Genomic DNA, 22,219 nt, shown 5'->3' on the forward strand with positions numbered 1-22,219 from the left:
CATGAGCAAAGCTACTAAACCAGCAGCCTTTAACGGCTACGAGCTGGCGTTTGTCGTCGGGCATTCTCGACTGTCGCGCAGTGCTGGCCATATCCTCGCATAGTGCGCGAACCTGACCGCTTCCACCAGCGAATACTTTATTCACAAATCTCACCGTACGATCGCCGAGGAAACCGGCTACAGCGTTTCGACGGTGTTCCGGGCATTTCAGGAGGCGGTTGCTCGCGGTCTGTTAAGCTGCACTGCCGTTGCAGATGAGCGAACCAACGCTAGGAAGGCGAACCTATACCGGTTTACGCCTGGATATCTGGCGTTCGTGGCGCGGGTAAAAGAGAAACTGGTTGGTGCAGATCTTAAAATCACGTCGCCGGTGCGAAAGTTGAAGCAGCTGATGGATCAGGTTTTCGCCCTGTCTCCCCCCGGTCAAATTAATAGGCCCTCCCCCGGTCAAAATGACGTAGCTAAGAATAAGAGAACTTCCTCAAGAACAACAAGAAGAGATCTTCCGGGTAAGCCGGAAATGCAATCGCCGGTTATTGGCGCTCAGCAGCTGGCGCACACAATCGCAACAGCAAAAGCAGCCGCGGCTAACAAGCGCTCGCAGCTGGCCATACAGGAACGCCACCAGCAACGTGATGCCATCGGGAGCCAGGCGCGTAAATACGCCTACCTGCAATACAGGAGGGATAACGATTTGCCGGGGATTAGTGACTTCAGCAACGAACCGCGTACCGGACGGTTGAAGGACGCTATTGATGCACTAAAGTTAAGGCTGTCGCAAAATTCGTGAAATTCAACTTAGGGACTGTAGATTAAATTGATAAATGAGGTATGTTACTGTCAGACATAGCAAAAAATCATGGTATGGATTACTAATGGATAAAAGCTTAGAGAAACTTTTACCTGATTTTGGTAAAGCAATACGCCCTCTTGTTTTCAAGCATGTAACAACAAAAAAAGTAGCAAATGCAAAGCATGTCTTATTCATGGCTGGATCACCTGCGGCAGGAAAAACCGAACTCTTAAACAGGCTTATCGAAGAGAACCAATTCGACAACCTGGTTAGAATTGATGCCGATGATTTTCGCTGGTGGTTCCCTTACTACAACGAAGCGAACGCTTTTGAATACCAGCGACCGGCGTCAAGGATGGTAGATTATATTTATAAGGAAGCCCTTGAAAAAGGTTATCAAATCGTTATGGACTCCACGTTTTCAAGCATAAGGAACGCTGAGCAGAATTTTGATCTGGCCTTGAGTATGGGATACAAAGTGATGTTGAATTATGTCTATTTTGACCCGGAACACGCATGGACTTTTGCTCAAGCCAGGTCACGCAAGGTTCCGTTAGAGATACTAAAGGAAAATTTCTTTAAGAGCCGAGCTACTATTGAACATATGCTTGCGAAGTACGAAGGACGTTTCACACTCAATGTATATCATCGCCAGGTAGACCCTGAAAACGAAGGGCACTATGTGGTGAACGAGGTTTACAACGTGTCTCTGAAAGACTGGCCCACATCCCATCATTGCCCATATGCAGACATTAGCGATCTTGCGCACATAGGTGTATAATAAATGTCCGATTTGAGGAGTGCATATGTCTGCTAAAACTGAAACCACTAAACCAACTCCCGCAATTACGCTGTTCGATGCATTCGGACCGAACGTTAGTGAGGAAGTTAAAGCTATCAACCATAGAGCTGCAGAGCTTTCTATGGATGATATGGTTAAGGTTATGGGTCTCCAGGATTCAGCTTCGAAGACGACATCTAAAGTCAAATTTGAAACCAAATCGAGTTTCGCTCTTGATACGTCTGAAATGCTCTCTTTACTAGCATGCTTTGAAGAAAAACAATCAACAGCAGATTTGGGTTCAAGGCTTAAAAAAATTGGATATGACATTGCTGCTTCACGAAAGCAGTCAGAAAACGTACAACATGTCATTTTTCAGATGCTCAACGACCCTTCAATGCAGCGACGCCCGACTATAACCCCTACTCATTCCAGGGGTGGGCTTGTAGTTAAAAGAGCTGTTGATTCAGCCGCTGATCAGCTTCAGAAGTTGCTCGATGAGGGAGTCGATAGTCGTTCGATTTCTATCGCGATTAAATATCAGGACCCTGAAACAGGGTTAACGCGTACTCGTACGGTAGAAGATGATGCTTCTGGTTCTGCTGGTGCTCGGGTTGTCTTTAGAAGAAGGACTCATGAGCGTAAGGTAGGCAAAACTATTCGTGACTACTTCGCGGACCTGCATCCTGCAGGAAGCAAAAAGTAGCTCTTATCAGCATAAAAAACCGCCCTTGGGCGGTTTTTTCATTACTACCGTCTTACTCAATCAATCCAGTTCCCCGGCGCGTATCTTCTCTAGTGTTGATTTCGTGCGAGGCATTTTCCCTTTAGCAGGATTCATGATGCTGCAGTTGGTCACATCAGCGGCTCTACGTGGATCACCATCAGCTGTTAGCCATTGGCTATTTAGCTTGGCATTCCCATCGAAAATAGACATTCGATACTGGGTATAGGATTCACCCATTTCGGCGTAAAGCCTGAAGTTGACGACCGCGCCATTAGTGAAACTTCGAATCTCCAGATCATCCGCTTTAGTCTTGTCGACAAACATCGCCTTGCTACTCTCATAAAGCGAAAGCGTTTTGTTTCCGCAGGCAAACTTATAAACATTTTCACTTGCTTCTGCCCACGAAGTGAATCGCCACGGATAAGAAAGACCAGGACGAAGACGAGTAACCAAAAAATGTGTTTATAAGGCGGTTGGAGTTACGTTTTGACGTGGCGCGGCGGGGTTTCAGCCTCTAAAGAGCCCTTTTTATCCGCTTTATAAACACGTCTGCAGCTATATCCTACCCTCCAGCCCTCCCCTCGGTTTCAAAATCCGGTTTACAAGCACACTCAGCGTTAGCTCCTCACATCCGCTTTATAAACACGATCCGATTTATAAACACATTTATGCTCCATGCGTATCGGCTATCCGGAATACTCTTTCCTTTCTGGAGCTGCATAAGGAAAAAGGGGCTGCCAGCGAACTGACAGCCCCTTCATAAAGGCGCTTGCGGACATAACCAGACGACACCAGAAGCCCTGGAAAGGCGGGGCTTCCCCCGCCTCCAGGTTGCTACTTACCGTTGGATTCGTAAGCCAGAATTGCAGCGACCTCCCTGTCCCCAACCTTTAGCCGGAACTCGCATAAGCGGGACCGGGTAAGGTATGTGAATATTAATAGTGTGAGACACACTATCAGCACGCACCAGGTAACAGAACTTCGCGGCAGTTTCATAGCTTACTTCTCCTTGCCATCTGGCACGTAAGCGGCTAATCTGTTGGTGTCGATTCAAGCAGATTGCCTCGGGTTAATTGAAAAATTACTCGGGGCTTTCTTCTTTCTGTCACACAACAACGGTAACAAACCACCTGGACGTCATGAGACAGAAAGCCTCAAGCGCCGTGGCGAATCATATGGTAAATCAGGTAGAAGCAACAGGTTGCAATAATGCTACCTGTAGCAGAACACCAGACCATAAAGCTCATGGTATCTCCCTTCCGTCCCCGAATCCCTTCCCCCAGTCAGCAATCTGCTCATCCAGCACAGTCAGCTGCTTCGCCACGTCTTCAGCCTGCATGTTGAAATCACATTCCAGACCGCCGCAGAGGCCATCCCACTCAACAGCCATGTCGGTGAGTTTACTGACCACCGTCTGCAGTCGTTTACGCTGGCTCCTGGCAATCTTGAGTTCTTCCCTGTACGGGTTCGCCTTTCTGCTCATACAACCTCCCGGTACATCAGCTTGTTCGGCACCATCCAGCGCTCCATCAGCATGACGGACTCCGGCGCATCAGCAGCCAAAAGCCCGGCCTCACGGGTGACGCACCAGAATGGCTCGCCGTAGAATTCATCGCGTTCAAACTCAGCCAGGGACGGGAACCGCCCGCTCCAGCGCCAGAACATGTCCTCGATGTCATGCAGGTAAAGCTCCGTACCCGACCAGCGGGAACTCCAGCTGCTCACCGTATCCGGGGTATGAAACGCCAGCTCGATTTCCGCCTGCCCCGCCAGCGCCCGGTACGCGCGCTCACGCTGGCACTGCTCTTTACGGCGCTGGCGGGAGTATTTTTCATCCCGCAGTTCATCCTGCCGGCGAACACGCTCGGTCTGCTGAAAACGCACTTCCGGAAACAGGCTCTGACCTGCGCCCGCGGGAAGCGGAAGAAAACAGCAGATACCCCGACTCTCGATCAGCGTATCAATGGCGTTCAGCCAGCTGTCTTTACTGCCGCGCAGCTCCTGCACCGACAGCACCGGCGCGAACAGGTTCAATTCCCTGACGGTGATACGCTTACAGCCCTTCAGGTAGCGGAAAAACGCCCTCGCATACGGATACTCTGGCAGATGCGCGCCGCGTGCGAGTTTCCTGTCGACCTCGCCAATCGCCTGCATCGCGGCGCGTCGCTCAGGACTTTGCGGAACCAGTGAGAGGGTCATCGGGATCATGCCGTCATCTCCTCAACCAGGAACGCTGCAACGCCGCGCACAGAGTACACCATCTTGCAGATACTGCCCGCCGCCGACAGCAGCGAGTTAAAACGCTCCGGGGAGAACCTCTCAGCCCGCAGCATCTCCCGGACAAAAGAGCCGTCCGCAGACGCCAGTACCGCCAGCCACTCCGCGCAGACTTCGCCAGGACTGCACAGACAAAGATGGAACGACTTATCGGGTGCGGCGTAGCGGATTTGCACGGGGAACAGCCCGCCGAACTCGGTGCGATATTCGGCATTGACCTTCCATCCCTGCGGGGCGTCGAGGAACTGCATCACTGACGTGGAAAGGACATGACGCTCGTCATCGCCGCGTTCACGCCAATCTTCGAACTCGCATGGGAACATGTCGCTCAGCTCAGTGCCGATGCCGGTTTTAATAATCTGATCCATGAGTATCTCCTTATTGCCGCCCCACAGGGCGGCTCACCGTATCAGGCGGCGTTTGCCATAGTGTCAGTTTCAGTGGTGCTTTCGTCGACAGGCGCATCCGCTACAGACGCAGGGCCTTTCAGCCATGCCGGAACCCAGCGGTTTTCTTTCATGAAGAACGCGGCATGTTCAGCGGCCTCCCCCTTCTTCATCTTCTCCGCATCCCCTGCTGCGCCCGTCAGACCAGCCTCTTTCAGTGAGGCCACAATCTGCGGCTGCTTCAGGTGCGTGAAGTAGTTCTCTTTCGTCGGATGCCACCAGTCGCGCAGATGGAAGCCCAGCGCCGCTTCCAGCGTGTCGAGCGTACTCCGGGAGGTATGACCCATGTCGCGGGTCTGCACACCGTCCACAGAACAGGCGGTACAGAAGGCCATCAGCGACATCAGCAGGTTGCCGTCGAGGGAAAAGAAGGTGGTGAAGTCCTTCTCCCATCCGGCGGGCAGCAGCGCCTGAAGGCGGGCTTTCTCCTTCATCAGAACGTCGAACGCCGCGCCCTCCTTACCGGACGGGGCATTTTCTGTAAGAGAGCCGTGAGACACCGTCAGGTTGATACGGACCGGATGAGTGGTGGTCAGGCAGCCTGAGAACACGCAGGTACAGAGTCGCCAGACCATCAGCGCCACCGCCTTTTCGGGCTGCAGCATCAGGTCGGCCTGTACTGCCAGCGTACGCTCTGAGGACATTTTCGTGAGCAGCGGTACGCTGATACCCTCTGCGGCATCCGGCGTGCGGGAGGAGTACCCTGACGGTGCACTGTCTTTCTGCGCGTCTTTCGGCATGTCAGCAACAAGACGCATCCCACGCTGAACGAGTGCCCTGCCTTCATACAGGCTGACCACCACGCCAGACTCAGCCTTCATCTCGTCCGTCCACGCATTGATTTCGCCCGTCAACTCGAGCGCCGCAATTTCAGCCTCAATGGCATCAGATTCGTCGCAGACGGAGTCGTACTGGTTGTACTGCTCGTGAAGCTCATTCAGACGATGCTGCTCGTGGCGGGTGTAGACAGGGTCAGGTACGTCCGGCATGACATACACGCGCGCGTCTTCGCCGTGGTGCCAGATGCGGGCAGGACGGCCCTGCGCCCACTTCCAGCCTTCCTGCTGCTGAATGTCCCGCGCAATGCTGTCGAGCTTTTCCTGTACCAGACGGTCGGCCAGCACGCGGTCAGCCGTACCCTCCCCCTCTTCCTGACTGAACAGGTCTTCACGGACATAACCCCCTGCCGCCTCGTAGGCCTCGCGACCGATGAAGACAAACTGCGGGGAGGTAATGCGCAGTTCGGTGTCAGTGACGGCACTTTTCAGCAGATGGGCAGGCGCACTGCTGTATCTGGCCTTCACACCCTCAAAAATTTCAACCTGACGGGTATGGTCTTCTTCCAGACACAGCGCCTGACACTGCTCGACGCTCAGTTCGTCGGCGGCGAGCTTCTCCATCAGCACTGGTGCAAGATTTGCAAGCTTCAGCATCCGCTGCACGTGGCGCGAGCCGTAGCCCATCCCGTCACCGATTTGCGCGGGAGTCTTCCCGTCCGCTGCCAGTCTGCCAAAGTGTGCAATCTGCTCTGCGGGGTGCATCGCGGCGCGCTGGTCGTTCTCGATGAAGGAGGCCAGCTTCGCCAATTCGACCGACACGCGCTTCACGGTGACCGGATGGTCGGCCTGTAAGCGCCCCTCTTCAGCCAGCCACTGCATCGCACTCAGACGGCGCCCACCTGCCGCCACGCCTGACTTATTGTCTTCCATGTCGTGCACAATCAGGTTTTGCAGCAGCCCGACGGAAGCGATGGTTTCAGCCAGACTGCGGACGCTGTCCACGGAATAAGGGATGGTACGAACGTTAAAGGGGGATTTTACGAGATCGGACAGCGAAACGATTTCGGTCTGAGCCGCCTCGATTGCCGCCTGAAGCGCCGCCAGTTCGGCTTTGTTCGGTTTCTTCACGCTGTTCTTTTTCGGTGCTTTTGCTTTAGACTCGGTTACTGACATTGTTAATACCTCGCTTTATTGATGATTGTCCGGCCCTGCGGAGTTGGCGCTCCGGCAGGTCACTCTCTTACTGTGTTTTACGGATGCCGTATCGTTCGATGTAACGGTTGAGCCAGTACCCTGCGCTCGTTTCAAAATTTCACGCCCGCCAGAATATTTCCCTGTCACGGCGAACGCCCAGGCGAAAGTCCTTACCCCGATCGTCCTTGATGGCCACGTATTCATACCCTGCCGCTGCCGCATCGGCCTGTTCCCGGGCTACCCCACCTTCGGGCTGCACATTCAGGATCGCCGCCAGCTCCACCTCTTCCGCCGTGGGCATATGCTTCACCGCTGGCTGGTTAAGAAATTCCTTCAGGACCTTGCTCACTACCTGCCTACTTTCAGAACAGGGTCTGGCTTTTAAAACCACATCATCCGTTGAGTTTCCGGAGCCGCGGTTTTGACGTTTTGGGAGAACCTGCTGGTAGTTCCCGGATGAATGCACTTCACCCGTTTGAGAACCTTCGCCGCAGGGGCGTAAACATCACTGGCAGACGCAGCTGTCCGGGGTGAGCGGGAAATTTATTCCGGTCTAATGAAGTGACGCGGAATGGCCGGGGGAAATTTATTGCGAAAGGCTCTGCCGTTCCTGGACAACCAGGAAGACTGTGGTGTTATCAGCACCCGGCAGGAAGGACTTAAACGGAGAAAAGGCATACGCCGAGAGATGGGCAGGGGCACGCCGCAATGACGGAAAGCCGCGCGCGGCGAAACGGCGTTGCCCTCTACATGGCATCGATGCCGTTGATTTTTTTTCGATGACATGCCGGAAGCGCAGGGTACGGCGCGAGTGAGTGGCGCAGCCGGAACGGCTGCTGCGAGCGTGGAGTTGAGTCATGGGATGGACACCGGAGGCACCTCCCCCTTTTCCTCATTCCCCACACTTGAACAGCCCTTCTCGTAAGTTCAGGCCTGCGGTCGCGTCAGGAAGGAAAAAGGGGCTACCGGTAACCCCTTCATAAAGGCTCTCCAGGCATGTCCAGGCAGCCTCTTCCCCCGCCGGGGTTGGCTACTTAGCGGATTATTCGTTAGCCATGAAAGCCCTATCCTGGCGCAATGCGCAAATCTGGCCGCCTCCACCTGCGACTATTTCATCCACAAATCACACCGCACGATTGCATAAGAGACTGTCTTGCTCACATGGGTGTATAATAAATGTCCGATTTGAGGAGTGCACATGTCTGCTAAAACTGAAACCACTAAACCAACTGCAGCAATTTCATTGTTCGATGCATTCGGACCGAACGTTAGTGATCAAGTTAAAGCTATCAACCATAGAGCTGCAGAGCTATCTATGGACGATATGGTTCAGGTAATTGGCCTCCAGAATTCAGCTTCGAAGGCGCCATCTAAAGTCAAAGTTGAAACCAAATCCAGTTTAGCTCTTGATACGGCAGGAATGCTCGCTTTATTAAAATACGTTGAAGAAAATCAGTCAATTGCGGTTTTGAGCTCAAGACTTAATGAAATGGGATTCGACTTTGCTGTTTCGCGAAAGCCGTCAGAACATGAAAGAAATGTCATGTTTCAGATGCTCAACGATCCTTCAATACTGCGAGGTTCGACTATAACCCCTACTCATTCCAGGGGCGGGCTTGTAGTTAAAAGAGCTGTTGATTCAGCCGCTGATCAGCTTCAGAAGTTGCTCGATGAAGGAGTCGATAGCCGTTCGATTTCTATCGTGATTAAATATCAGGACCCTGAAACAGGGCTAACGCGTACTCGTACGGTAGAAGATGGTGCTTCTGGTTCTGCAGGTGCTCGGGTTGTCTTTAGTAGAAGGACTCATGAGCGTAAGGTAGGCAAAACCATTCGTGACTACTTCACGGACCTGGATCCTGCAGGAAGTAAAAAGTAGTTCTTATCAATTGGTCGCGAATTAATTACACATATGCGCCCAGTTAAAAAATAGTAAGAAATGCACAAAAAGACCGCCTTACGGTGGTTTTTTTGTTTGGGTGATGCATAAAAAAGCCGCCCCTAAGGACGGCTAGAAACTTTGCAGTTTTACCGGTTTCCCGGATCCAGACCCCTGTTAAAGGAACCAGTTGATAAGTTGCATAACTGCTGCAACTAGACTAATTATCGCTGTAATAAGCTCAAACATAGCCCGCACCTCCATCTCTCTGTGGTGCGTGGATCTAAGCATTCCCTACCTTTTTGATGCGTCCAACAGGTCTGCCCTTCTCTTTTGCTAAGAAGATAAGTTTTCCACGCTACCGGCCGAGGAATTCGGGTTTCCAGCCCGAACAAGGACTAACATCCTAACAACTTACGGCGTAGCCACCGATAGGACGCTGATTGCTACTAAAATTGAATAAACTAAGGAGAATATATTCAAATTTTATGAGCCAAAATCTTCAGTTTTCTCTTCAGAAAAAAAAGAACTTTAGCTTCTCTACTTAACGGTCGGTTAATGGCTTATCATTCTTTAGCGCAGGAATTATATGGATAAATCTTAATGTGGACAATGTGTTTGATACAAAAAAAATACTGTAATATACTTGTTCTTGCTAAGAAGATAAGTTTTCCACGCTGCTACTTACTGGCTTCCAATCAGTAAGTTCCAGAAATGAACCCCGCCATCCAAGCGGGGTTTGTGCTTTCTAGCGTTCTAGAAAGACCTCAATCCAATCCCCCGGCACGTATCTTCTCCAGTGTTGATTTCGTGCGCGGCATTTTCCCTTTAGCAGAATTAATGAAGCTGCAGTTGGTCACATCAGCGGCCCTACGTGGATTACCATCAGCTGGAAGCCATTGGCTACTTAGGCTTGGCATTCCCATCGAAAATAGACATTTAATACTGGGTATAGGATCCGCCCGTTTCGGCGTAAAGCCTGAAATTGACCACTGCGCCATTAGTGATACTTCGAATCTCCAGATCATCTGACCTGCCCCCAGTATTAGATACAACCTTCAGTTAGTAATGCCGGTTGATTTTTCTTCATGTTTCCCGTTACGCCAGCCTGCTGCAAATTCAGATGGCGTCTGGTAATTCAGCAATGAATGAAGTCTGGACTCGTTATAGTCCTGCCGACAGTCATTAATGATTTTCCGGGCATGAAGAACATCGCTGAACCAGTGCTAACTCAGGCATTCATCCCGAAAGCGACCGTTGAAACTCTCAATAAATCCGTTCTGAGTTGGCTTATCCGGCTGGATTATGCGCAACTCAACACTATGTTCAGAGGCTCATTGATCCAGCGTGCGACAGTTAAATTCCGGGCCCTGAACGGTTCTTATCGTCGCAGGATATCCACGAAACAGCGCAATGCTGTCCAGAATACGCGTGACCTGAACGCCTGAAATCCCGAAAGCAGCGGTGATCGTCAGACACTCTTTCGTGAAATCATTCACACCGGTCAGGCACTTGATCCTCCGGCCGCTGGCAAGTGCATCCATGACAATATCCATCGACCATGTCAGGTTCTGCGCATCCGGGCGAAGAAGCGGAATCAGTTCAGTCACCAGACCCTAACGGCGCCCCCTATGTTACACCCAGTCCGTTAAGGTGATAGTTTCGGTAAATCCGCTTGTGGCTGACGTGAAGGCCCTCCTGACGCAATAACTGCCAGATGCGCCGGTAACTAAATCGGCGGCGTTCGAGTTCCAGCTCTGTGATGCGTAGAGTCAGTTATGCGTCAGTAGACGGACGCTGAGCCGAATAACAGCAGGTTGAAAGTGACAGACCGGCCAGCCTGCAGGCACGGGGTTGTGACAGATCCATTGTCTCTCACATAACTTCCACGACTTTCCGTTTCTGGTCTGTTTTAAGAACTATCGGCCCAGAGCTACCTGAAGCGCCTTCTTATCCAGCATAGCATCAGCAAGCAGCTTCTTGAGACGAGCGTTCTCCTCTTCAAGTGACTTGAGCCGCTTCACTTCGGACACTTCCATGCCGCCGAACTTCTTACGCCAGGTGTAGAAGGTGGCGTCTGAAATGGTATTCTTGCGGCAGAGTCCCCGGTCCGAAACCCCGACTTTAGCCTCACTGAGGATAATGATGATCTGTTTGTCGGATAACGCTTCTTCAAAGGGATTTTCTCCTGTGGCTTATGAAGACATTAGTAGCATCGCGGTGTATTAATCAACGGGGAGCAGGTCACCAATTAAGTGGTGGGACCACGGTCCCAGTTGAGCGGTGGGACCACGGTCCCAGTTGAGCGGTTGGGACCACGGTCCCAGTTGAGTGGTTGGGACCACGGTCCCAGTTGAGTGGTTGGGACCACGGTCCCAGTTGAGTGGTTGGGACCACGGTCCCAGTTGAGTGGTTGGGACCACGGTCCCAGTTGAGTGGTTGGGACCACGGTCCCAGTTGAGTGGTTGGGACCACGGTCCCAGTTGAGTGGTTGGGACCACGGTCCCAGTTGAGTGGTTGGGACCACGGTCCCAGTTGAGTGGTTGGGACCACGGTCCCAGTTGAGTGGTTGGGACCACGGTCCCAGTTGAGTGGTTGGGACCACGGTCCCAGTTGAGTGGTTGGGACAGCGAACTTAAGACGTAAGCACGTAGAACATGTGGGAGGAAGCTAGCTTTTATTCTTCTTTGCCAAGAGTTCGAGAATCTCCTCAAATTTCTCTATTTCTTCTTCAGAAATCTTTGTGCGATCCAAACTGATGATAACTTTATTCCCTTTGTATTGGGCCGTTGCGCCAGGAATGAATTCACGCTTTACAGGAGTCTGAATAGACTTACGCTGAGAGTCTTTTAGAAGATCGGTAAGTGATTGAATTATTTCTTCAGATTCAAGCAGAACGCCTGCTTTTTTCTTTTCAGCTAATTCTTTTGCACCCTTAAGCAAAATATCTTCTTGCGAAGAAAATAACTTTTGCAGATTGTCTCCAGCCCTGGCTGACAGATCACCAGGATGAGAGAAGAGGGCGATTACCTCACGTGGAAGCTTTGCCGTGCTGATGCATCTCGTTATGATTTTTCGAGAGATATTCTCCGCATCTGCTAAAGCAGATATATTTCCATTAAACTCCGATTGCAGCCTGGAAGAATAGCGTCTTCCTCTTTCATAGGCGCTGGTTGGCCTGTAATCATTTCCAAGCTTACATAAAGCATCCATTTGCTCATCATCAAGATCGCCTACCAAAATACGATATTCACTTGAAGTAAGTATGGCTGTTTTACGTCTCCGACTTCCGTCAGCAACTTCAATTATGTCTGCAAGCTTCCTGCCGAAAGCCGGATTTTGCTGACCAGTCAGTAGAAAAGAAGGGATTAGATCATCCAACGATTCTTCTGTTAAAAACTCCTGATCACGTTCGTTTCCGGACCAAACTTGCGTTGCATTTTCAACGGCGTTTCCAGGAATTGTTTCCAGGACAAACTTAACGTCACGACCGCAAACTGGAAGCGTGATTGAGTTTCCCTTCGCCATAGCACCAACACGTGCAATAAGGGAATCGACCATTGGAGCTGCAGGTGCAACGGACGCAGATGGTGTTACACTCGCCGGTGTTGTTTTGGCAATAATTGGCGCGCGTTTCATTAACGGATCTCCCAACGAGGCTTGATCAGACGGTCAAATATTTCATTACAAACTGGCTCCCAAATCGCGAGGGCATTTCGCCAGGCTCCGGTCGAAGAGCGCTGATCGATTGCTTGTTCAAATACAGTACGCATACGTATCTGACCTTTACCTACCTCGTCAGTCTCACGCACAACGTTCTTAAGAACCATACTGCCCCAGGCATCACGAATCTGCTCTTCCATCCATGGAGACTGCGAACCGTTGTTATTACTATATTTTGTCAGGAGAATTCTGACGTCTGGCTCGAAACCTTGCAGGTCAACGTTTTTCAATAAATCACGCAGCATATCGAAAAACTGCAAAGCAGATGTATAGTCAAAAAGCTCAGCCGGAGTTGGAACAATCAATACATCCGCAGCGCAGACAACATTGATAGTTCCGATACCAAGGTTAGGTGCACTATCAATTACAATCACATCGTAATCCTGGGCAACAGTCTCTATTGCCAGACGAAGCATCATATGAGGTTCTGTTGGTAATTTACCCTCATCGTAACGCCCCATAAGCTCAGTTTCGATTCTATGCAATGCCAGACAGGAAGGGATAATGTCCAGGCCAGGCCAGCATGTTGGCTTGATAGCGTATGAAGCATCGTCACGCTCACCCAGGTAGAAGGGGAGCAAAGTATCTTCGGCGTGAATATGTAAATCAGGAACCCATCCATGGTACATAGAAGCTGTACCTTGTGGATCATTACCTTCTACAAGCAGAACGCGAAGTCCTTTCAAAGCAAGGTCTTGAGCCAGATGGACTGAAACGGAAGTTTTATAAACGCCACCTTTATGTGCCGCAACACCAATAACTGGGGGAACACTTTCACCAGGACGGCGAAGGCGAGTGCCGAAAACATCTCGCATATGGTTGATTTGTTCGATTGTATAACCGACTCGCTGTTCAACCCGACCTCTCATCTCCATATCAGGGTGTGGGAGGCGGCCCGCTTTTTCAGCATCACGGATTGCCTGGGAAGAAACACCAATCAAATCTGCTGCCTCACCAACACGCCAGCGGCGAGTTATTTTTCTTGCTTCAGGGCTATCATCATTAAATTGAGCAATAGCAATAGCTTTTGTCATTTCATGGCCAGCTGCTATGCATTGATCAAGAGTATCCATTAATCCCATAGTATGTTCCTTATAATCAACTTTGCATGATTATATTAAATCTTGGAAAATCTTGCAAAGCAACACCAAAAACGCAAACAAAATGAAAATATGCAAAGTTGTTCAAAAATTAATTAAAGCGCATGTATAGCACACTAAAACAGTAGGGTTAATTAGATTCGGCATCTTATGAAAAAATTGGGTACTCCTTGGCTATTAAGACCCCATATAACCCAGGTTCTTCAATGACAACGTGAAGCCAGAAGGGGTGGATTTGCCTAAGGGATTTTGTATACGGCAGCTTGAAAAGATCCCGAATTTCAGAGGAAACTTTTGAAATCCAAAGGAGCCGTTCTATACAGCGAGCTTAACCAAGCCTACGATGTGGTGGAGCGAGTTGTGAGCCCATGCCTGCACTAATATTCATTTAAATGGCGACGTTCTTCATCAATTACCACTTAGGCCTCGTTAACCTTAAACATTTAATGTCTGCGTGAAACTTCTCGCCATGCTCTGCCAGGCCCCACCAAAGCATTGCTCTAAGTGGCAGCCAGAACGTTGTTCATCAGTACGGCGAGCTGTGATTTTTGGCTTTGCTGTCGACATGCAGAAGACAGCTTTTTTGACCATTCATTATCACTCCCCCATGAAATGTAACCACTTGCTCAGCTTCCGGTGGCTTTGACCTTTGCAGATAACAAATCGCTAAAAACCGCATGGGAACTAAATGCTCAAATGCATTACAGGAGGCTTGATTAGTGAAGAGGGAAGGGGAGGAATCAAGCGGTTAACTAATAGTAAATGACAATCGAAAGGTGGGTCATAACATGCTAATGGGTGTGTCATAACATGCTAGATGGGTGTGTCATAACATGATCGAGTAAAGGATCATTTCGGGCCTATAAAGTGGGTCTCACCATGCAAAAGGTGTGAGCCAACATGATGAGAAGTGTGTCGCATCATGTGTTCAATAAAGCCAGGGAGCAGTGGAATAAAAAGGTGGGTACTAACATGTGAAAGGTGTGCGGCGATATGCAAAAGGTGTGTCACAGCATGCAACTTTTTTTCTTTGTTTGAAATTTAAGCGGATTTTAAGATGATCAAAGTTACAGTGTGACGCGATCATGTTACGACACACCTTTTATCATGCTATGACCCACCATTGCTGGGTCGCTTGCATGATACGACCCACCATTTAGGACTCCAATTCCTTCAACTTTTTGTTGCGCTTATGAATCAGGAGAGTAAGCGTCCTTCCGTCCTTAACGATCGAATACTCGATGTATCCAATGTCCTGAAGTTGCTTCAACGCGGCCTTAATCAGTCTGTTTTGCTCCTTAACAGGAGAGGTCAAATTGAGGCGTTCAATGATACGGTCAAAACGGATCGGGGCAGGGTTGTCCGGCAGACTTGCGATGTAGGTATAAAGGGTTTGCGCGACCTCTTTTCCCTTCAACATATGATATGGCCGTTTACGTAAAAGAATGTTGTAGTCGATTTGATAGAGCTCGTGTAGCCGCTCGTCAGCCTGCAGAGTTATGGTGTCGGTTTCGCGCGTGTATTTGCCATTCTTCAACAGCTGGGTAAAGAACTTATCGCCGGTCTTTTTACTCTTGAACTGGACGGTCTTGGTACCTATACGCGTCAGGGCGTCAAAAATCGTATCTCGCAGGCGTTTATTGAATTGGCGAGAATCGTACTGGCATAGCGCAGCAAACTCTGTGAAGGGCAGCTCAATCGTGTTTGATTGCAATCCATATTTACTGAAGGCACCTATCACTCCCATCCAGACACTAAAATCAGTGGAGATGTTCAGGCGTTCGCCGAAGATGCGAACCTCGTCATAACCCTCCTTACGCGCGAACTCCAGCTGAGAGAAAGTAGAGGATACATCAATGCCCTGAACCTGACCTTTGGGTACAGTCCTGGTACCGGGAACGAATACGCCAAGACGTAATAGGATCGCTGGTTGCACTGACGAAGTGCTTGTGACTGTTAATTGATGTGACTCACCTTCGTTGGTAATCTGAACAGGTAAAAAATTGTTATCCGACATAGGGTTACGCCACCGTAAGTTACTTCCATATAGGGTTATCCACATACGGTGGATAAGTTATTTTTTTACATGCTACGACACACCTTCAGGCATGTTATGACACACCTTATACATGTTGTCACCCACTTTTACCATGTTACGACCCACTTTTTGCATGCTGTGACACACTATTTGCATAATGTGACACACCTGAAAGCTCTGAGAGCCTTACGTGGCGCGGCCTGTAGCGATCGGGGATCTGTTTGGAACTATATGGATCCAATTTGGATCTATTAAAGGATCATCTTATTGGATCTAGTCAATGTATATGTGGATAACTATTTGAAATAGCTGAATCTTGTTAGAAGGTTGGCACATGTACTAACGTGCCAAACCTGAGATAACAGAAACGAGAACGATCTTAACCGCTAAAGACGGCTAATGCTTCGAGGGATTTCTCGTCTTCCCCCTCTGGGACTGATCAGATTTTGCCTGGTGGGTCGCAGTGCCAGCAAGACGCACACATCAAGGAATGGAACCTAGCTAAACGCGTGGGATCGTTATGACGATAATAAGGAAATGGGTCATTAAGCGCTTGCTCATGACTAGGCAACTCCACTCTGTTGCGCCAATGGCTCACACCGTTCATGTCACAAATCCGTCTTACCTAATCCGCATACATCTTTCCCTGAATATCTGACCCATGAAATCCCCTCCATCACGTAGCTTCTGCATTTCCTTGTTAAAATCGAATCCGCCCTCTGCAGGGGATGTCCGATGTTCGGCAGGAACCTTACTGGTCCGCATGGCCGTAACGATAAAATGCTGGAGAGTTACCTGCTTCATTACCTGAGCTTCGTCAGGTTGAAGATAGGGAAGCAAACCGAAGACCTGATGTTCGAAGTTTTTTTGTTCTTCTTTGATTTGATCGTCGGGTACACGCTTAGTCGGAGTGCTCGTTTCATACATTAGTTCATACAAGGAGACGTTATTGGGATAGCCTCGATCTGCCCGAAAAACAATCTCTGCAGCCAGTGAGGCGCTTTCCTGGAGCTTGAGACAATGCAGCTCTGTCGCCCGGCGTCTGGTTTCCGCAAGCTGAGTATCTTCTACTTCCTGCTTTTTCACATTCAGCATAAAAAAAGCCGATAAGACATTCCCCATCCCGGTTGCAAAGGTAATCAGAAGGGTAAAGATAATGCCCTGAAGCAGTCTTTTTCTGGAAAATTCCTCGTTCATACATCTCTTCCTTAACCCGTCAGGCCTTTCGACACGAGCAGAACCTCTCTCATAGCACCTGAAGTTAATATCAGTGAAAGGCATCAGGGGTACATGCTAACGCACCAGCGAAGGTGATGAGCACTGCCAAATTTTGCAGCCGAACGTTATGGTTCATTACTAGACATGAACCACGCATCGTTAAGTTAAGTCAGTGTTCCTATGACTGCGTGCAGTCCATACGCGTGTTTACACCTCTTCTGAAGTATCTTATACAGGTGGTACTGTGCATACATACAGATTCTCTTTATGATAGACTTATCTGTCGAGACTTAAGCGGGATACTATCTGAATGAGTAAAACCAATAAATTAAAGGTCATTGATCTGTTTTGTGGCGCTGGCGGCTTGTCCTGCGGTTTCATGAAAGGGAAGAATGGTGCTCATTTCGAAAGCGTTCTGGCTCTGGACAATGATAAGGCGGCCATCAGAACGTACAATGCCAACTTTGGCGAGCATGGCATGGTCGCCAACATAGAAGAGTGGATCACGGAAAATACCGTGCCAGAAGCGGATGTTGTTATCGGTGGGCCGCCTTGTCAGGGGTTCAGTCTACTCAATAAGAACCGGGAAGGGGATCATCGACGCGCTCTGTGGGAACCGTACATGGATATCATTGAGCGATCGGGCGCTTCAGTCTTTGTGATGGAAAATGTCCCGGGTCTGTTAACCAGTGATGAATTCCAGGACATCTGCGAACGTGCGGAGAGTATGGGCTTTATGCTTCTCAACCCTTCTGTGCTGAATACGGCAGATTATGGTGCCCCTCAGACGCGTAAGCGTGCTATTGCGATTGGCATTAAGAAAGACCGTTTTGTGCGGGGGGGATTCCTGCGTTTCCCCCTGCGCCTTCGCACCAGCATCCTGATAAAGCTGGAGATCTTCCTGCCTGGCTGACGGTCAGAGAATTCATTGGTGATTTACCTGAGCCGGTCGGCACGGAAATGCGCGATCTGCCTCCGCCCTTAGATCTGCATTTTGGGCGAAATCCGACAGCACTGTCTCAGGAACGTTATCGCGCTGTGCCGGTGGGCGGGAACCGTTTTGACTTACAAAAAAACAGACCCGATATTACGCCTGCCTGCTGGATCAAAAAAACGTCCGGTGGTACGGATTTGTTTGGACGGCTGTGGTGGGAACGTCCTTCCGTAACGATCCGCACCGAGTTCTTCAAACCTGAGAAAGGGCGTTATCTCCACCCTGAAGCTCATCGTCCTATTACGCACCGGGAAGCGGCGCGCCTGATGAGTTTCCCGGATCATTTTGTTTTCCTGGGATCAAAAACCGAGATCGCACGTCAGATTGGAAACGCGGTTCCGCCAGTCTTTGCGCAAAAGATTGCGACCTATGTGCTTACTTTAATGGAATATCAGATTCAACATGGCGAGAAGATCGAAGAAGAGCGAACCGGAAACGCTGCGTAAACAGCTTCTGGCGTTAATTACCGATTTTGAACACAGGCTCGCGGATGACTCCCTGCGAGAACAGGTCCTCTTCCTCATCCCGGCCAATCATTTACTGCGGGATCTCGGCAGCTCTCTGATGCATGAGGAGGGCTGCAATTCGGCACGCGACCGCATTCTGGCTTACCTCCTCAAATATCCCCGCCTCATCATTCACGGTGATGAACTGATGGTAGTGGCCGGGATAAGCGAGTATGCGCGGCGGATAAGAGAGCTTCGGGTTCAGTTTGGCTGGTCCGTGTTAAGCGGTACCACGCTGAAGGAAATGATTGAACAAGATGAGATAAAACTGGAGGAACTCCAGGCCCGCACAACGACCGTCCTTAAAACGGATGTCTATGCGCTGATGACGACGGAACAGGACAGGGAGGCCGCTCTGCGTTGGAATGAGGCTAATGTTCTGCGTCGAAGTAAGCTTTCGACGAAAGACAAAATTCTCTCCTATCTGCGTAAAAACGTTGGTCGCCCGGTAACGGGCGAAGAGTTACGTTATCTTGCGAACGACAGTAAGGAATGGGCCCGCCGTACACGCGAGTTGCGTACCGAAGAGGGCTGGCCGATTGCCACCAGGAATTCAGGCCGACCGGAGCTTCAAGTGGGCGCATATTTGCTCGAAGAAGATCGTCAGGCTGAGGTACATGACCGCAAAATCCCTGACCCGGTACGTGTAGCCGTCCTTGAGCGTGATCATCACTCTTGCCGGAACTGCGGCTGGTCGCACGCCCGTAGAACAGCAAATGACCCCCGAACGTTTCTTGAATTGCATCATATAGAGCATCATGCAGACGGCGGTGAAAATAAGCTGGGTAACTTAATTACCCTCTGTAATGTCTGCCATGATGACGTGCACCGCCGTAAAGTGTCGGGGGATGCGCTTTTACAGCTGTTGAAGGGAGACTAAATTCGCAGGTGATAGTGTAATTTGTTACGGGCAGGTCATTCATTGGTGTAGCTGTAGTAAAGTGCTTGCGGGATATTTCTATTTGATACGTCCGCTTTGTGCCAATAACGGACGTTGTTAAGCTCATGCAGTATGGATTCACGAAGAACATACATTATATATTGTCCTGATTAACTCGGGATGAAAGCTTCTGATGGCTCTCTTTTTGCTCGCTGTAACGATCTGCAAGATAACCGGTTTGTCCCTTAAGCAGCACTGTGATTTTAAATCAGCTTCTCGGCTACATCAACGGAACTAAATGTTTCTCGACTATTCTCTAAGGCAACTTGCGGCCTACACAAAAAAGAGCCGGGTTATACCCGGCTCTTTTTAGCTGATTTCAAAATCTTTTAATTCCCCACCTTCAGCAATCAGATTTGAGATCCGCTTCGGCATTCGCCCCTGACCTGACCATGTTTTTGACTCTCCAGTTTCGTCAGTATATCGATACTTCGCGGGGCGGGGGGAGCGCGTTCTTTTAGCCTTACCCGGAGAGCCAATAGCAGCCATAAGTTCGGATGGGTCGATACCCTCATCAAGCATCATCTGACGAAGTGATTCCAGTTTATCGCGGCGCTGACTTTCATTTGCAAGACGTAATGTCTCTTCTTCTCGTCGTTCTATAAGAATAATTTTAAACTTTTCCAGAACATCTTCCAGCACATCTAAGGACATTTCACGAGTCTGGGAACGTAAGGTACGGATATTGTTTAACTGTGTCAGAGCATCTGACATAAAGAGACCTCTTAAAATTTCAGCAAATACCAATGTCGACGGTTGCTCATCAACCCGATTTTTCTTAATGAGCATTTTAATCCGATTGGTACATATTGTTATTAACGAGGTTTAGACTACTGATATAAATCTCTTATCGCAAGACAAAATTAAGAGGAATGTGCAAGAACTAAATCTTAACTCCTACGAAATGTCCCTGCATTTTTGAGGGTACTAAAAACTATGATGCCAGGAGCCATCCGGAGAGCCTTTTTATAGCCTCATAACTATTGCTTCAGTCATACCTGATGAGTTTTAAATCAGGAGAGACATTTAGTGAATTAGCGCGGCCACTTAGTAAGATTTTTCACAAATGGCAAGATGGCACGCAGGTGAGAGACACCTGTATTTTGTCAGAGGGTAGCGAATTACTTTCTCTTTATAGAGGTGTTTCTAAAAAAGTGTAATGTTAAAAAAAAGCCTGCTGTTAGCAGGCCATAAATGTTTTTAACTCATTTTTTGTTCGATTCTGATAAATAGGGTAAGCATGCAATTAAACGTGGAGCAGAGAGCATAAAAAATGCTATAAATATTTCCTGGCCGCATCAAGTATCTCCTGTGACGTTAACTCCCTGTCAGTAGCCACGTAAACAATACCATGATCGCCAGTTAAGGAAGGAAAACCTGCAGACATAATCCGAAGATGTGTTTCTTCACCGTTTGGATATTCCTGCCTGATAGAGGATATACCTTCCAGAACGGTCATAACTTTACAGGATTCAGCATTAAAGAAAACAAGGACTTTAATCATATTCTATTACCCTGTTCTCTCGTGGGTGTTATCTGGCAGATGTCATTAAGGTCAAAGCCATTACGAGGTGCTTTCGGAGATAGCCTCGCTCATTACGCACTTCTTATTTAACAAGCAGTTAGTTTGTGCTTTTAAAATTTTATGCAGTAGTCCTGCACTCCATTACATCGGTCAGCGCACTCATAATTGTGAAAAATATGCTGATCAGATATTATGAATAAACGACTTTCATCTGATTTAAGTTATGGATCTGTCTACTCAGGAATAATCCTTCATCGTTATCGCAGATCCACATTGATTTATTTATCGCAAAGTATTACGTTTGCAGCAGCAGGACCCTTGTCTCCGCGGTGAATGGCGAATTCAACTTTCTGACCTTCAAATAAGGTTTTAAAGTTGTCGCCATCAAGTGCAGATAAATGGACAAAGATATCTTTGCTGCCATCAAGAGGAGAGATGAAGCCAAAACCTTTGTCTTCGTTAAACCATTTAACCAGGCCCATAATTCTAGAGGTCATACTGACTCCGTTATACATGATTGTATTGATAGTAAACGTATAAGATTAAACATATGGACTCAAAAGAGGGGATATCAACGATAGCGCCTGGTAATGAGAACTGCCCGGAAAATTTCTAACTTTCATTAGTACATCGAACTGATGGGATTCATTAAGGCACAGGGAATCGATATAAGCAAATTATCTTTTAGCCGTCCAGAGGTCCTGTAGGGAAAATAAAAGTGGCTGAATGCCATTTTCAATGTATAGTCTTTACGTGTTTTCAATAAGGAATTGACTTGTCCCATAAAATGACAGGAATTGTCAAAAGCTTTGATATTCTTAGTGGTAAAGGCCTCATCATCCCATCTGATGGACGAAAAGACGTTCTGCTTCACATTTCAGCCGTTAACTCTCGCGAATCAGAATTACTCATCCCTGGAAGCCGCATAGAGTTTTGCCGGATAAACGGTCTCAGGGGGCCTGTGGCTGCGAACATTTATCTTTCCTGATTTTCAGTGTGTCAAAATAGATAGATTAAAACTTAACCACATGTGGTACGGTGAAGCTCATTCATTGAAAGGTTAATGGTTATGTCTGTTATCAATTACGCAATGAAATTCTTCAGCAGTGCGTCTACTGCCACTGCTGCCTGTCCTGTTTGTGGCTTAAAATCAGTACAACCGTTGTCAAAAATCCGGCTCAACCAGACCATGCTTTGCCCCGGATGTAAGGCTCTGTTTATCTCCCGACGCTAGCTCGACCAAAACCGCAGAACAGAGCTCATGTCCTATACTTATGTTAGATTCCGGCAGCTGTTAAA

Annotated in this window: 22 protein-coding genes and 4 pseudogenes; 9 read left to right on the forward strand and 17 right to left on the reverse strand. The window is 48.8% G+C overall.

Features of this window, described 5'->3' with window-relative positions; translation table 11 throughout:
* The first annotated feature begins 316 nt into the window (after positions 1-316).
* The 3 genes from ACMGGQ_RS23245 to ACMGGQ_RS23255 all read left to right on the forward strand — a co-directional run bounded on the left by ACMGGQ_RS23245 (position 317) and on the right by ACMGGQ_RS23255 (position 2,280).
* The gene (locus tag ACMGGQ_RS23245) at positions 317-790 is read left to right on the forward strand and encodes a hypothetical protein (RefSeq protein ID WP_420290622.1); all 474 of its coding nucleotides are present in this window, start codon (positions 317-319) and stop codon (positions 788-790) included.
* An 85-nt stretch (positions 791-875) separates the two neighbouring features.
* Positions 876-1,574, forward strand: a complete 699-nt coding sequence (locus ACMGGQ_RS23250; RefSeq protein ID WP_420290623.1) for a zeta toxin family protein — start codon at positions 876-878, stop codon at positions 1,572-1,574.
* Positions 1,575-1,599: 25 nt separating this feature from the next.
* Entirely contained in the window at positions 1,600-2,280 is a 681-nt protein-coding gene (locus ACMGGQ_RS23255) for a hypothetical protein (protein ID WP_420290624.1), read from the forward strand.
* A gap of 60 nt (positions 2,281-2,340) precedes the next feature.
* Here ACMGGQ_RS23255 and ACMGGQ_RS23260 read toward each other — a convergent pair whose 3' ends face one another.
* From ACMGGQ_RS23260 to ACMGGQ_RS23295, 8 genes and pseudogenes are all read right to left on the reverse strand, one after another.
* Entirely contained in the window at positions 2,341-2,754 is a 414-nt protein-coding gene (locus tag ACMGGQ_RS23260; RefSeq protein ID WP_420290625.1) for a hypothetical protein, read from the reverse strand.
* Positions 2,755-3,135: 381 nt separating this feature from the next.
* Positions 3,136-3,264 (reverse strand): type I toxin-antitoxin system Hok family toxin, encoded by a 129-nt coding sequence (locus tag ACMGGQ_RS23265; protein ID WP_420290687.1) that lies wholly within the window; start codon positions 3,262-3,264, stop codon positions 3,136-3,138.
* A pseudogene (locus tag ACMGGQ_RS23270) lies at positions 3,206-3,355 on the reverse strand (DUF5431 family protein); the annotation flags it as partial. The gene ACMGGQ_RS23265 and the pseudogene ACMGGQ_RS23270, both read right to left, overlap by 59 nt.
* Positions 3,356-3,544: 189 nt before the next feature.
* Positions 3,545-3,784 (reverse strand): hypothetical protein, encoded by a 240-nt coding sequence (locus ACMGGQ_RS23275; protein ID WP_420290626.1) that lies wholly within the window; start codon positions 3,782-3,784, stop codon positions 3,545-3,547.
* Positions 3,781-4,509, reverse strand: coding sequence for a plasmid SOS inhibition protein A (locus ACMGGQ_RS23280; RefSeq protein WP_420290627.1), 729 nt, complete (start codon positions 4,507-4,509; stop codon positions 3,781-3,783). The genes ACMGGQ_RS23275 and ACMGGQ_RS23280 overlap by 4 nt, the downstream gene beginning before the upstream one ends.
* Positions 4,506-4,946, reverse strand: a complete 441-nt coding sequence (gene psiB / locus ACMGGQ_RS23285; protein WP_420290628.1) for a conjugation system SOS inhibitor PsiB — start codon at positions 4,944-4,946, stop codon at positions 4,506-4,508. Before psiB ends, ACMGGQ_RS23280 begins: the two co-directional genes overlap by 4 nt.
* 41 nt (positions 4,947-4,987) lie before the next feature.
* A complete protein-coding gene (locus ACMGGQ_RS23290; RefSeq protein WP_420290629.1) occupies positions 4,988-6,976 on the reverse strand; it encodes a ParB/RepB/Spo0J family partition protein in 1,989 nt (662 codons plus the stop codon).
* A 67-nt stretch (positions 6,977-7,043) separates the two neighbouring features.
* Positions 7,044-7,298, reverse strand: a pseudogene (locus ACMGGQ_RS23295) (DUF905 family protein).
* Between the two features lie 897 nt (positions 7,299-8,195).
* Between ACMGGQ_RS23295 and ACMGGQ_RS23300 the strand changes: the two are divergent.
* Complete coding sequence (locus ACMGGQ_RS23300) at positions 8,196-8,876, forward strand: hypothetical protein (RefSeq protein WP_420290630.1); 681 nt, start codon at positions 8,196-8,198, stop codon at positions 8,874-8,876.
* Between the two features lie 1,058 nt (positions 8,877-9,934).
* Here ACMGGQ_RS23300 and ACMGGQ_RS23305 read toward each other — a convergent pair.
* The 5 genes and pseudogenes from ACMGGQ_RS23305 to ACMGGQ_RS23325 form a co-directional block, all read right to left on the reverse strand.
* Positions 9,935-11,026, reverse strand: a pseudogene (locus ACMGGQ_RS23305) (IS3 family transposase).
* Between the two features lie 520 nt (positions 11,027-11,546).
* Positions 11,547-12,515 (reverse strand): ParB/RepB/Spo0J family plasmid partition protein, encoded by a 969-nt coding sequence (locus ACMGGQ_RS23310; protein ID WP_420290631.1) that lies wholly within the window; start codon positions 12,513-12,515, stop codon positions 11,547-11,549.
* The gene (gene sopA, locus ACMGGQ_RS23315) at positions 12,515-13,681 is read right to left on the reverse strand and encodes a plasmid-partitioning protein SopA (RefSeq protein WP_196351355.1); all 1,167 of its coding nucleotides are present in this window, start codon (positions 13,679-13,681) and stop codon (positions 12,515-12,517) included. Before sopA ends, ACMGGQ_RS23310 begins: the two co-directional genes overlap by 1 nt.
* Positions 13,682-14,855: 1,174 nt before the next feature.
* Positions 14,856-15,716, reverse strand: a complete 861-nt coding sequence (locus tag ACMGGQ_RS23320; protein WP_248223368.1) for a replication initiation protein — start codon at positions 15,714-15,716, stop codon at positions 14,856-14,858.
* A gap of 642 nt (positions 15,717-16,358) precedes the next feature.
* Positions 16,359-16,934, reverse strand: a complete 576-nt coding sequence (locus ACMGGQ_RS23325) for a hypothetical protein (RefSeq protein ID WP_420290632.1) — start codon at positions 16,932-16,934, stop codon at positions 16,359-16,361.
* A 331-nt stretch (positions 16,935-17,265) separates the two neighbouring features.
* Here ACMGGQ_RS23325 and ACMGGQ_RS23330 point away from each other — a divergent pair, with 331 nt between their 5' ends.
* From ACMGGQ_RS23330 to ACMGGQ_RS23340, 3 genes are read left to right on the forward strand one after another with little or no spacing between them, the layout of a single operon-like run.
* Positions 17,266-17,868 carry a DNA cytosine methyltransferase gene (locus ACMGGQ_RS23330; protein ID WP_420290633.1) on the forward strand — a complete coding sequence of 201 codons (603 nt, stop codon included), beginning with the start codon at positions 17,266-17,268 and terminating at the stop codon, positions 17,866-17,868.
* Between the two features lie 47 nt (positions 17,869-17,915).
* Positions 17,916-18,395, forward strand: a complete 480-nt coding sequence (locus ACMGGQ_RS23335; protein WP_420290634.1) for a DNA cytosine methyltransferase — start codon at positions 17,916-17,918, stop codon at positions 18,393-18,395.
* Positions 18,352-19,335 (forward strand): HNH endonuclease, encoded by a 984-nt coding sequence (locus ACMGGQ_RS23340; RefSeq protein WP_420290635.1) that lies wholly within the window; start codon positions 18,352-18,354, stop codon positions 19,333-19,335. The genes ACMGGQ_RS23335 and ACMGGQ_RS23340 overlap by 44 nt, the downstream gene beginning before the upstream one ends.
* 154 nt (positions 19,336-19,489) lie before the next feature.
* On the opposite strand, the pseudogene ACMGGQ_RS23345 reads toward ACMGGQ_RS23340, so the two are convergent.
* The 4 genes and pseudogenes from ACMGGQ_RS23345 to ACMGGQ_RS23360 form a co-directional block, all read right to left on the reverse strand.
* Positions 19,490-19,652: pseudogene (locus ACMGGQ_RS23345) on the reverse strand (arsenical resistance protein ArsH); the annotation flags it as partial.
* A 52-nt stretch (positions 19,653-19,704) separates the two neighbouring features.
* A complete protein-coding gene (locus tag ACMGGQ_RS23350) occupies positions 19,705-20,109 on the reverse strand; it encodes an H-NS family nucleoid-associated regulatory protein (RefSeq protein ID WP_323283376.1) in 405 nt (134 codons plus the stop codon).
* Between the two features lie 562 nt (positions 20,110-20,671).
* The gene (locus tag ACMGGQ_RS23355) at positions 20,672-20,899 is read right to left on the reverse strand and encodes a hypothetical protein (protein WP_010434226.1); all 228 of its coding nucleotides are present in this window, start codon (positions 20,897-20,899) and stop codon (positions 20,672-20,674) included.
* A 299-nt stretch (positions 20,900-21,198) separates the two neighbouring features.
* Positions 21,199-21,417: a cold shock domain-containing protein gene (locus ACMGGQ_RS23360; protein ID WP_420290636.1), complete on the reverse strand. Its 219-nt coding sequence runs from the start codon at positions 21,415-21,417 to the stop codon at positions 21,199-21,201.
* A 278-nt stretch (positions 21,418-21,695) separates the two neighbouring features.
* On the opposite strand from ACMGGQ_RS23360, the gene cspF reads away from it, so the two are divergent.
* Together cspF and ACMGGQ_RS23370 are read left to right on the forward strand one after the other, a co-directional pair.
* Entirely contained in the window at positions 21,696-21,908 is a 213-nt protein-coding gene (gene cspF, locus ACMGGQ_RS23365) for a cold shock-like protein CspF (RefSeq protein ID WP_001446195.1), read from the forward strand.
* An 81-nt stretch (positions 21,909-21,989) separates the two neighbouring features.
* Entirely contained in the window at positions 21,990-22,154 is a 165-nt protein-coding gene (locus ACMGGQ_RS23370; RefSeq protein WP_213076230.1) for a YnfU family zinc-binding protein, read from the forward strand.
* The last annotated feature ends 65 nt before the right edge of the window (positions 22,155-22,219 follow it).

The organism is Enterobacter sp. BNK-13 (assembly GCF_048685015.1).
In the GTDB taxonomy this organism is placed as follows: domain Bacteria; phylum Pseudomonadota; class Gammaproteobacteria; order Enterobacterales; family Enterobacteriaceae; genus Enterobacter; species Enterobacter quasiroggenkampii.

What these genes read in the sequence shown, in the direction of transcription:
- ACMGGQ_RS23250 (WP_420290623.1), top strand. Translation starts at nt 876, where the DNA reads ATGGATAAAAGCTTAGAGAAACTTTTACCTGATTTTGGTAAAGCAATA.
- ACMGGQ_RS23255 (WP_420290624.1), top strand. Translation starts at nt 1,600, where the DNA reads ATGTCTGCTAAAACTGAAACCACTAAACCAACTCCCGCAATTACGCTG.
- ACMGGQ_RS23275 (WP_420290626.1), bottom strand. Translation starts at nt 3,784, where the DNA reads ATGAGCAGAAAGGCGAACCCGTACAGGGAAGAACTCAAGATTGCCAGG.
- ACMGGQ_RS23280 (WP_420290627.1), bottom strand. Translation starts at nt 4,509, where the DNA reads ATGATCCCGATGACCCTCTCACTGGTTCCGCAAAGTCCTGAGCGACGC.
- psiB (WP_420290628.1), bottom strand. Translation starts at nt 4,946, where the DNA reads ATGGATCAGATTATTAAAACCGGCATCGGCACTGAGCTGAGCGACATG.
- ACMGGQ_RS23290 (WP_420290629.1), bottom strand. Translation starts at nt 6,976, where the DNA reads ATGTCAGTAACCGAGTCTAAAGCAAAAGCACCGAAAAAGAACAGCGTG.
- ACMGGQ_RS23300 (WP_420290630.1), top strand. Translation starts at nt 8,196, where the DNA reads ATGTCTGCTAAAACTGAAACCACTAAACCAACTGCAGCAATTTCATTG.
- ACMGGQ_RS23310 (WP_420290631.1), bottom strand. Translation starts at nt 12,515, where the DNA reads ATGAAACGCGCGCCAATTATTGCCAAAACAACACCGGCGAGTGTAACA.
- sopA (WP_196351355.1), bottom strand. Translation starts at nt 13,681, where the DNA reads ATGGGATTAATGGATACTCTTGATCAATGCATAGCAGCTGGCCATGAA.
- ACMGGQ_RS23320 (WP_248223368.1), bottom strand. Translation starts at nt 15,716, where the DNA reads ATGTCGGATAACAATTTTTTACCTGTTCAGATTACCAACGAAGGTGAG.
- ACMGGQ_RS23325 (WP_420290632.1), bottom strand. Translation starts at nt 16,934, where the DNA reads ATGAACGAGGAATTTTCCAGAAAAAGACTGCTTCAGGGCATTATCTTT.
- ACMGGQ_RS23330 (WP_420290633.1), top strand. Translation starts at nt 17,266, where the DNA reads ATGAGTAAAACCAATAAATTAAAGGTCATTGATCTGTTTTGTGGCGCT.
- ACMGGQ_RS23335 (WP_420290634.1), top strand. Translation starts at nt 17,916, where the DNA reads ATGCGCGATCTGCCTCCGCCCTTAGATCTGCATTTTGGGCGAAATCCG.
- ACMGGQ_RS23340 (WP_420290635.1), top strand. Translation starts at nt 18,352, where the DNA reads ATGGCGAGAAGATCGAAGAAGAGCGAACCGGAAACGCTGCGTAAACAG.
- ACMGGQ_RS23350 (WP_323283376.1), bottom strand. Translation starts at nt 20,109, where the DNA reads ATGTCAGATGCTCTGACACAGTTAAACAATATCCGTACCTTACGTTCC.
- ACMGGQ_RS23355 (WP_010434226.1), bottom strand. Translation starts at nt 20,899, where the DNA reads ATGATTAAAGTCCTTGTTTTCTTTAATGCTGAATCCTGTAAAGTTATG.
- ACMGGQ_RS23360 (WP_420290636.1), bottom strand. Translation starts at nt 21,417, where the DNA reads ATGACCTCTAGAATTATGGGCCTGGTTAAATGGTTTAACGAAGACAAA.
- ACMGGQ_RS23370 (WP_213076230.1), top strand. Translation starts at nt 21,990, where the DNA reads ATGTCTGTTATCAATTACGCAATGAAATTCTTCAGCAGTGCGTCTACT.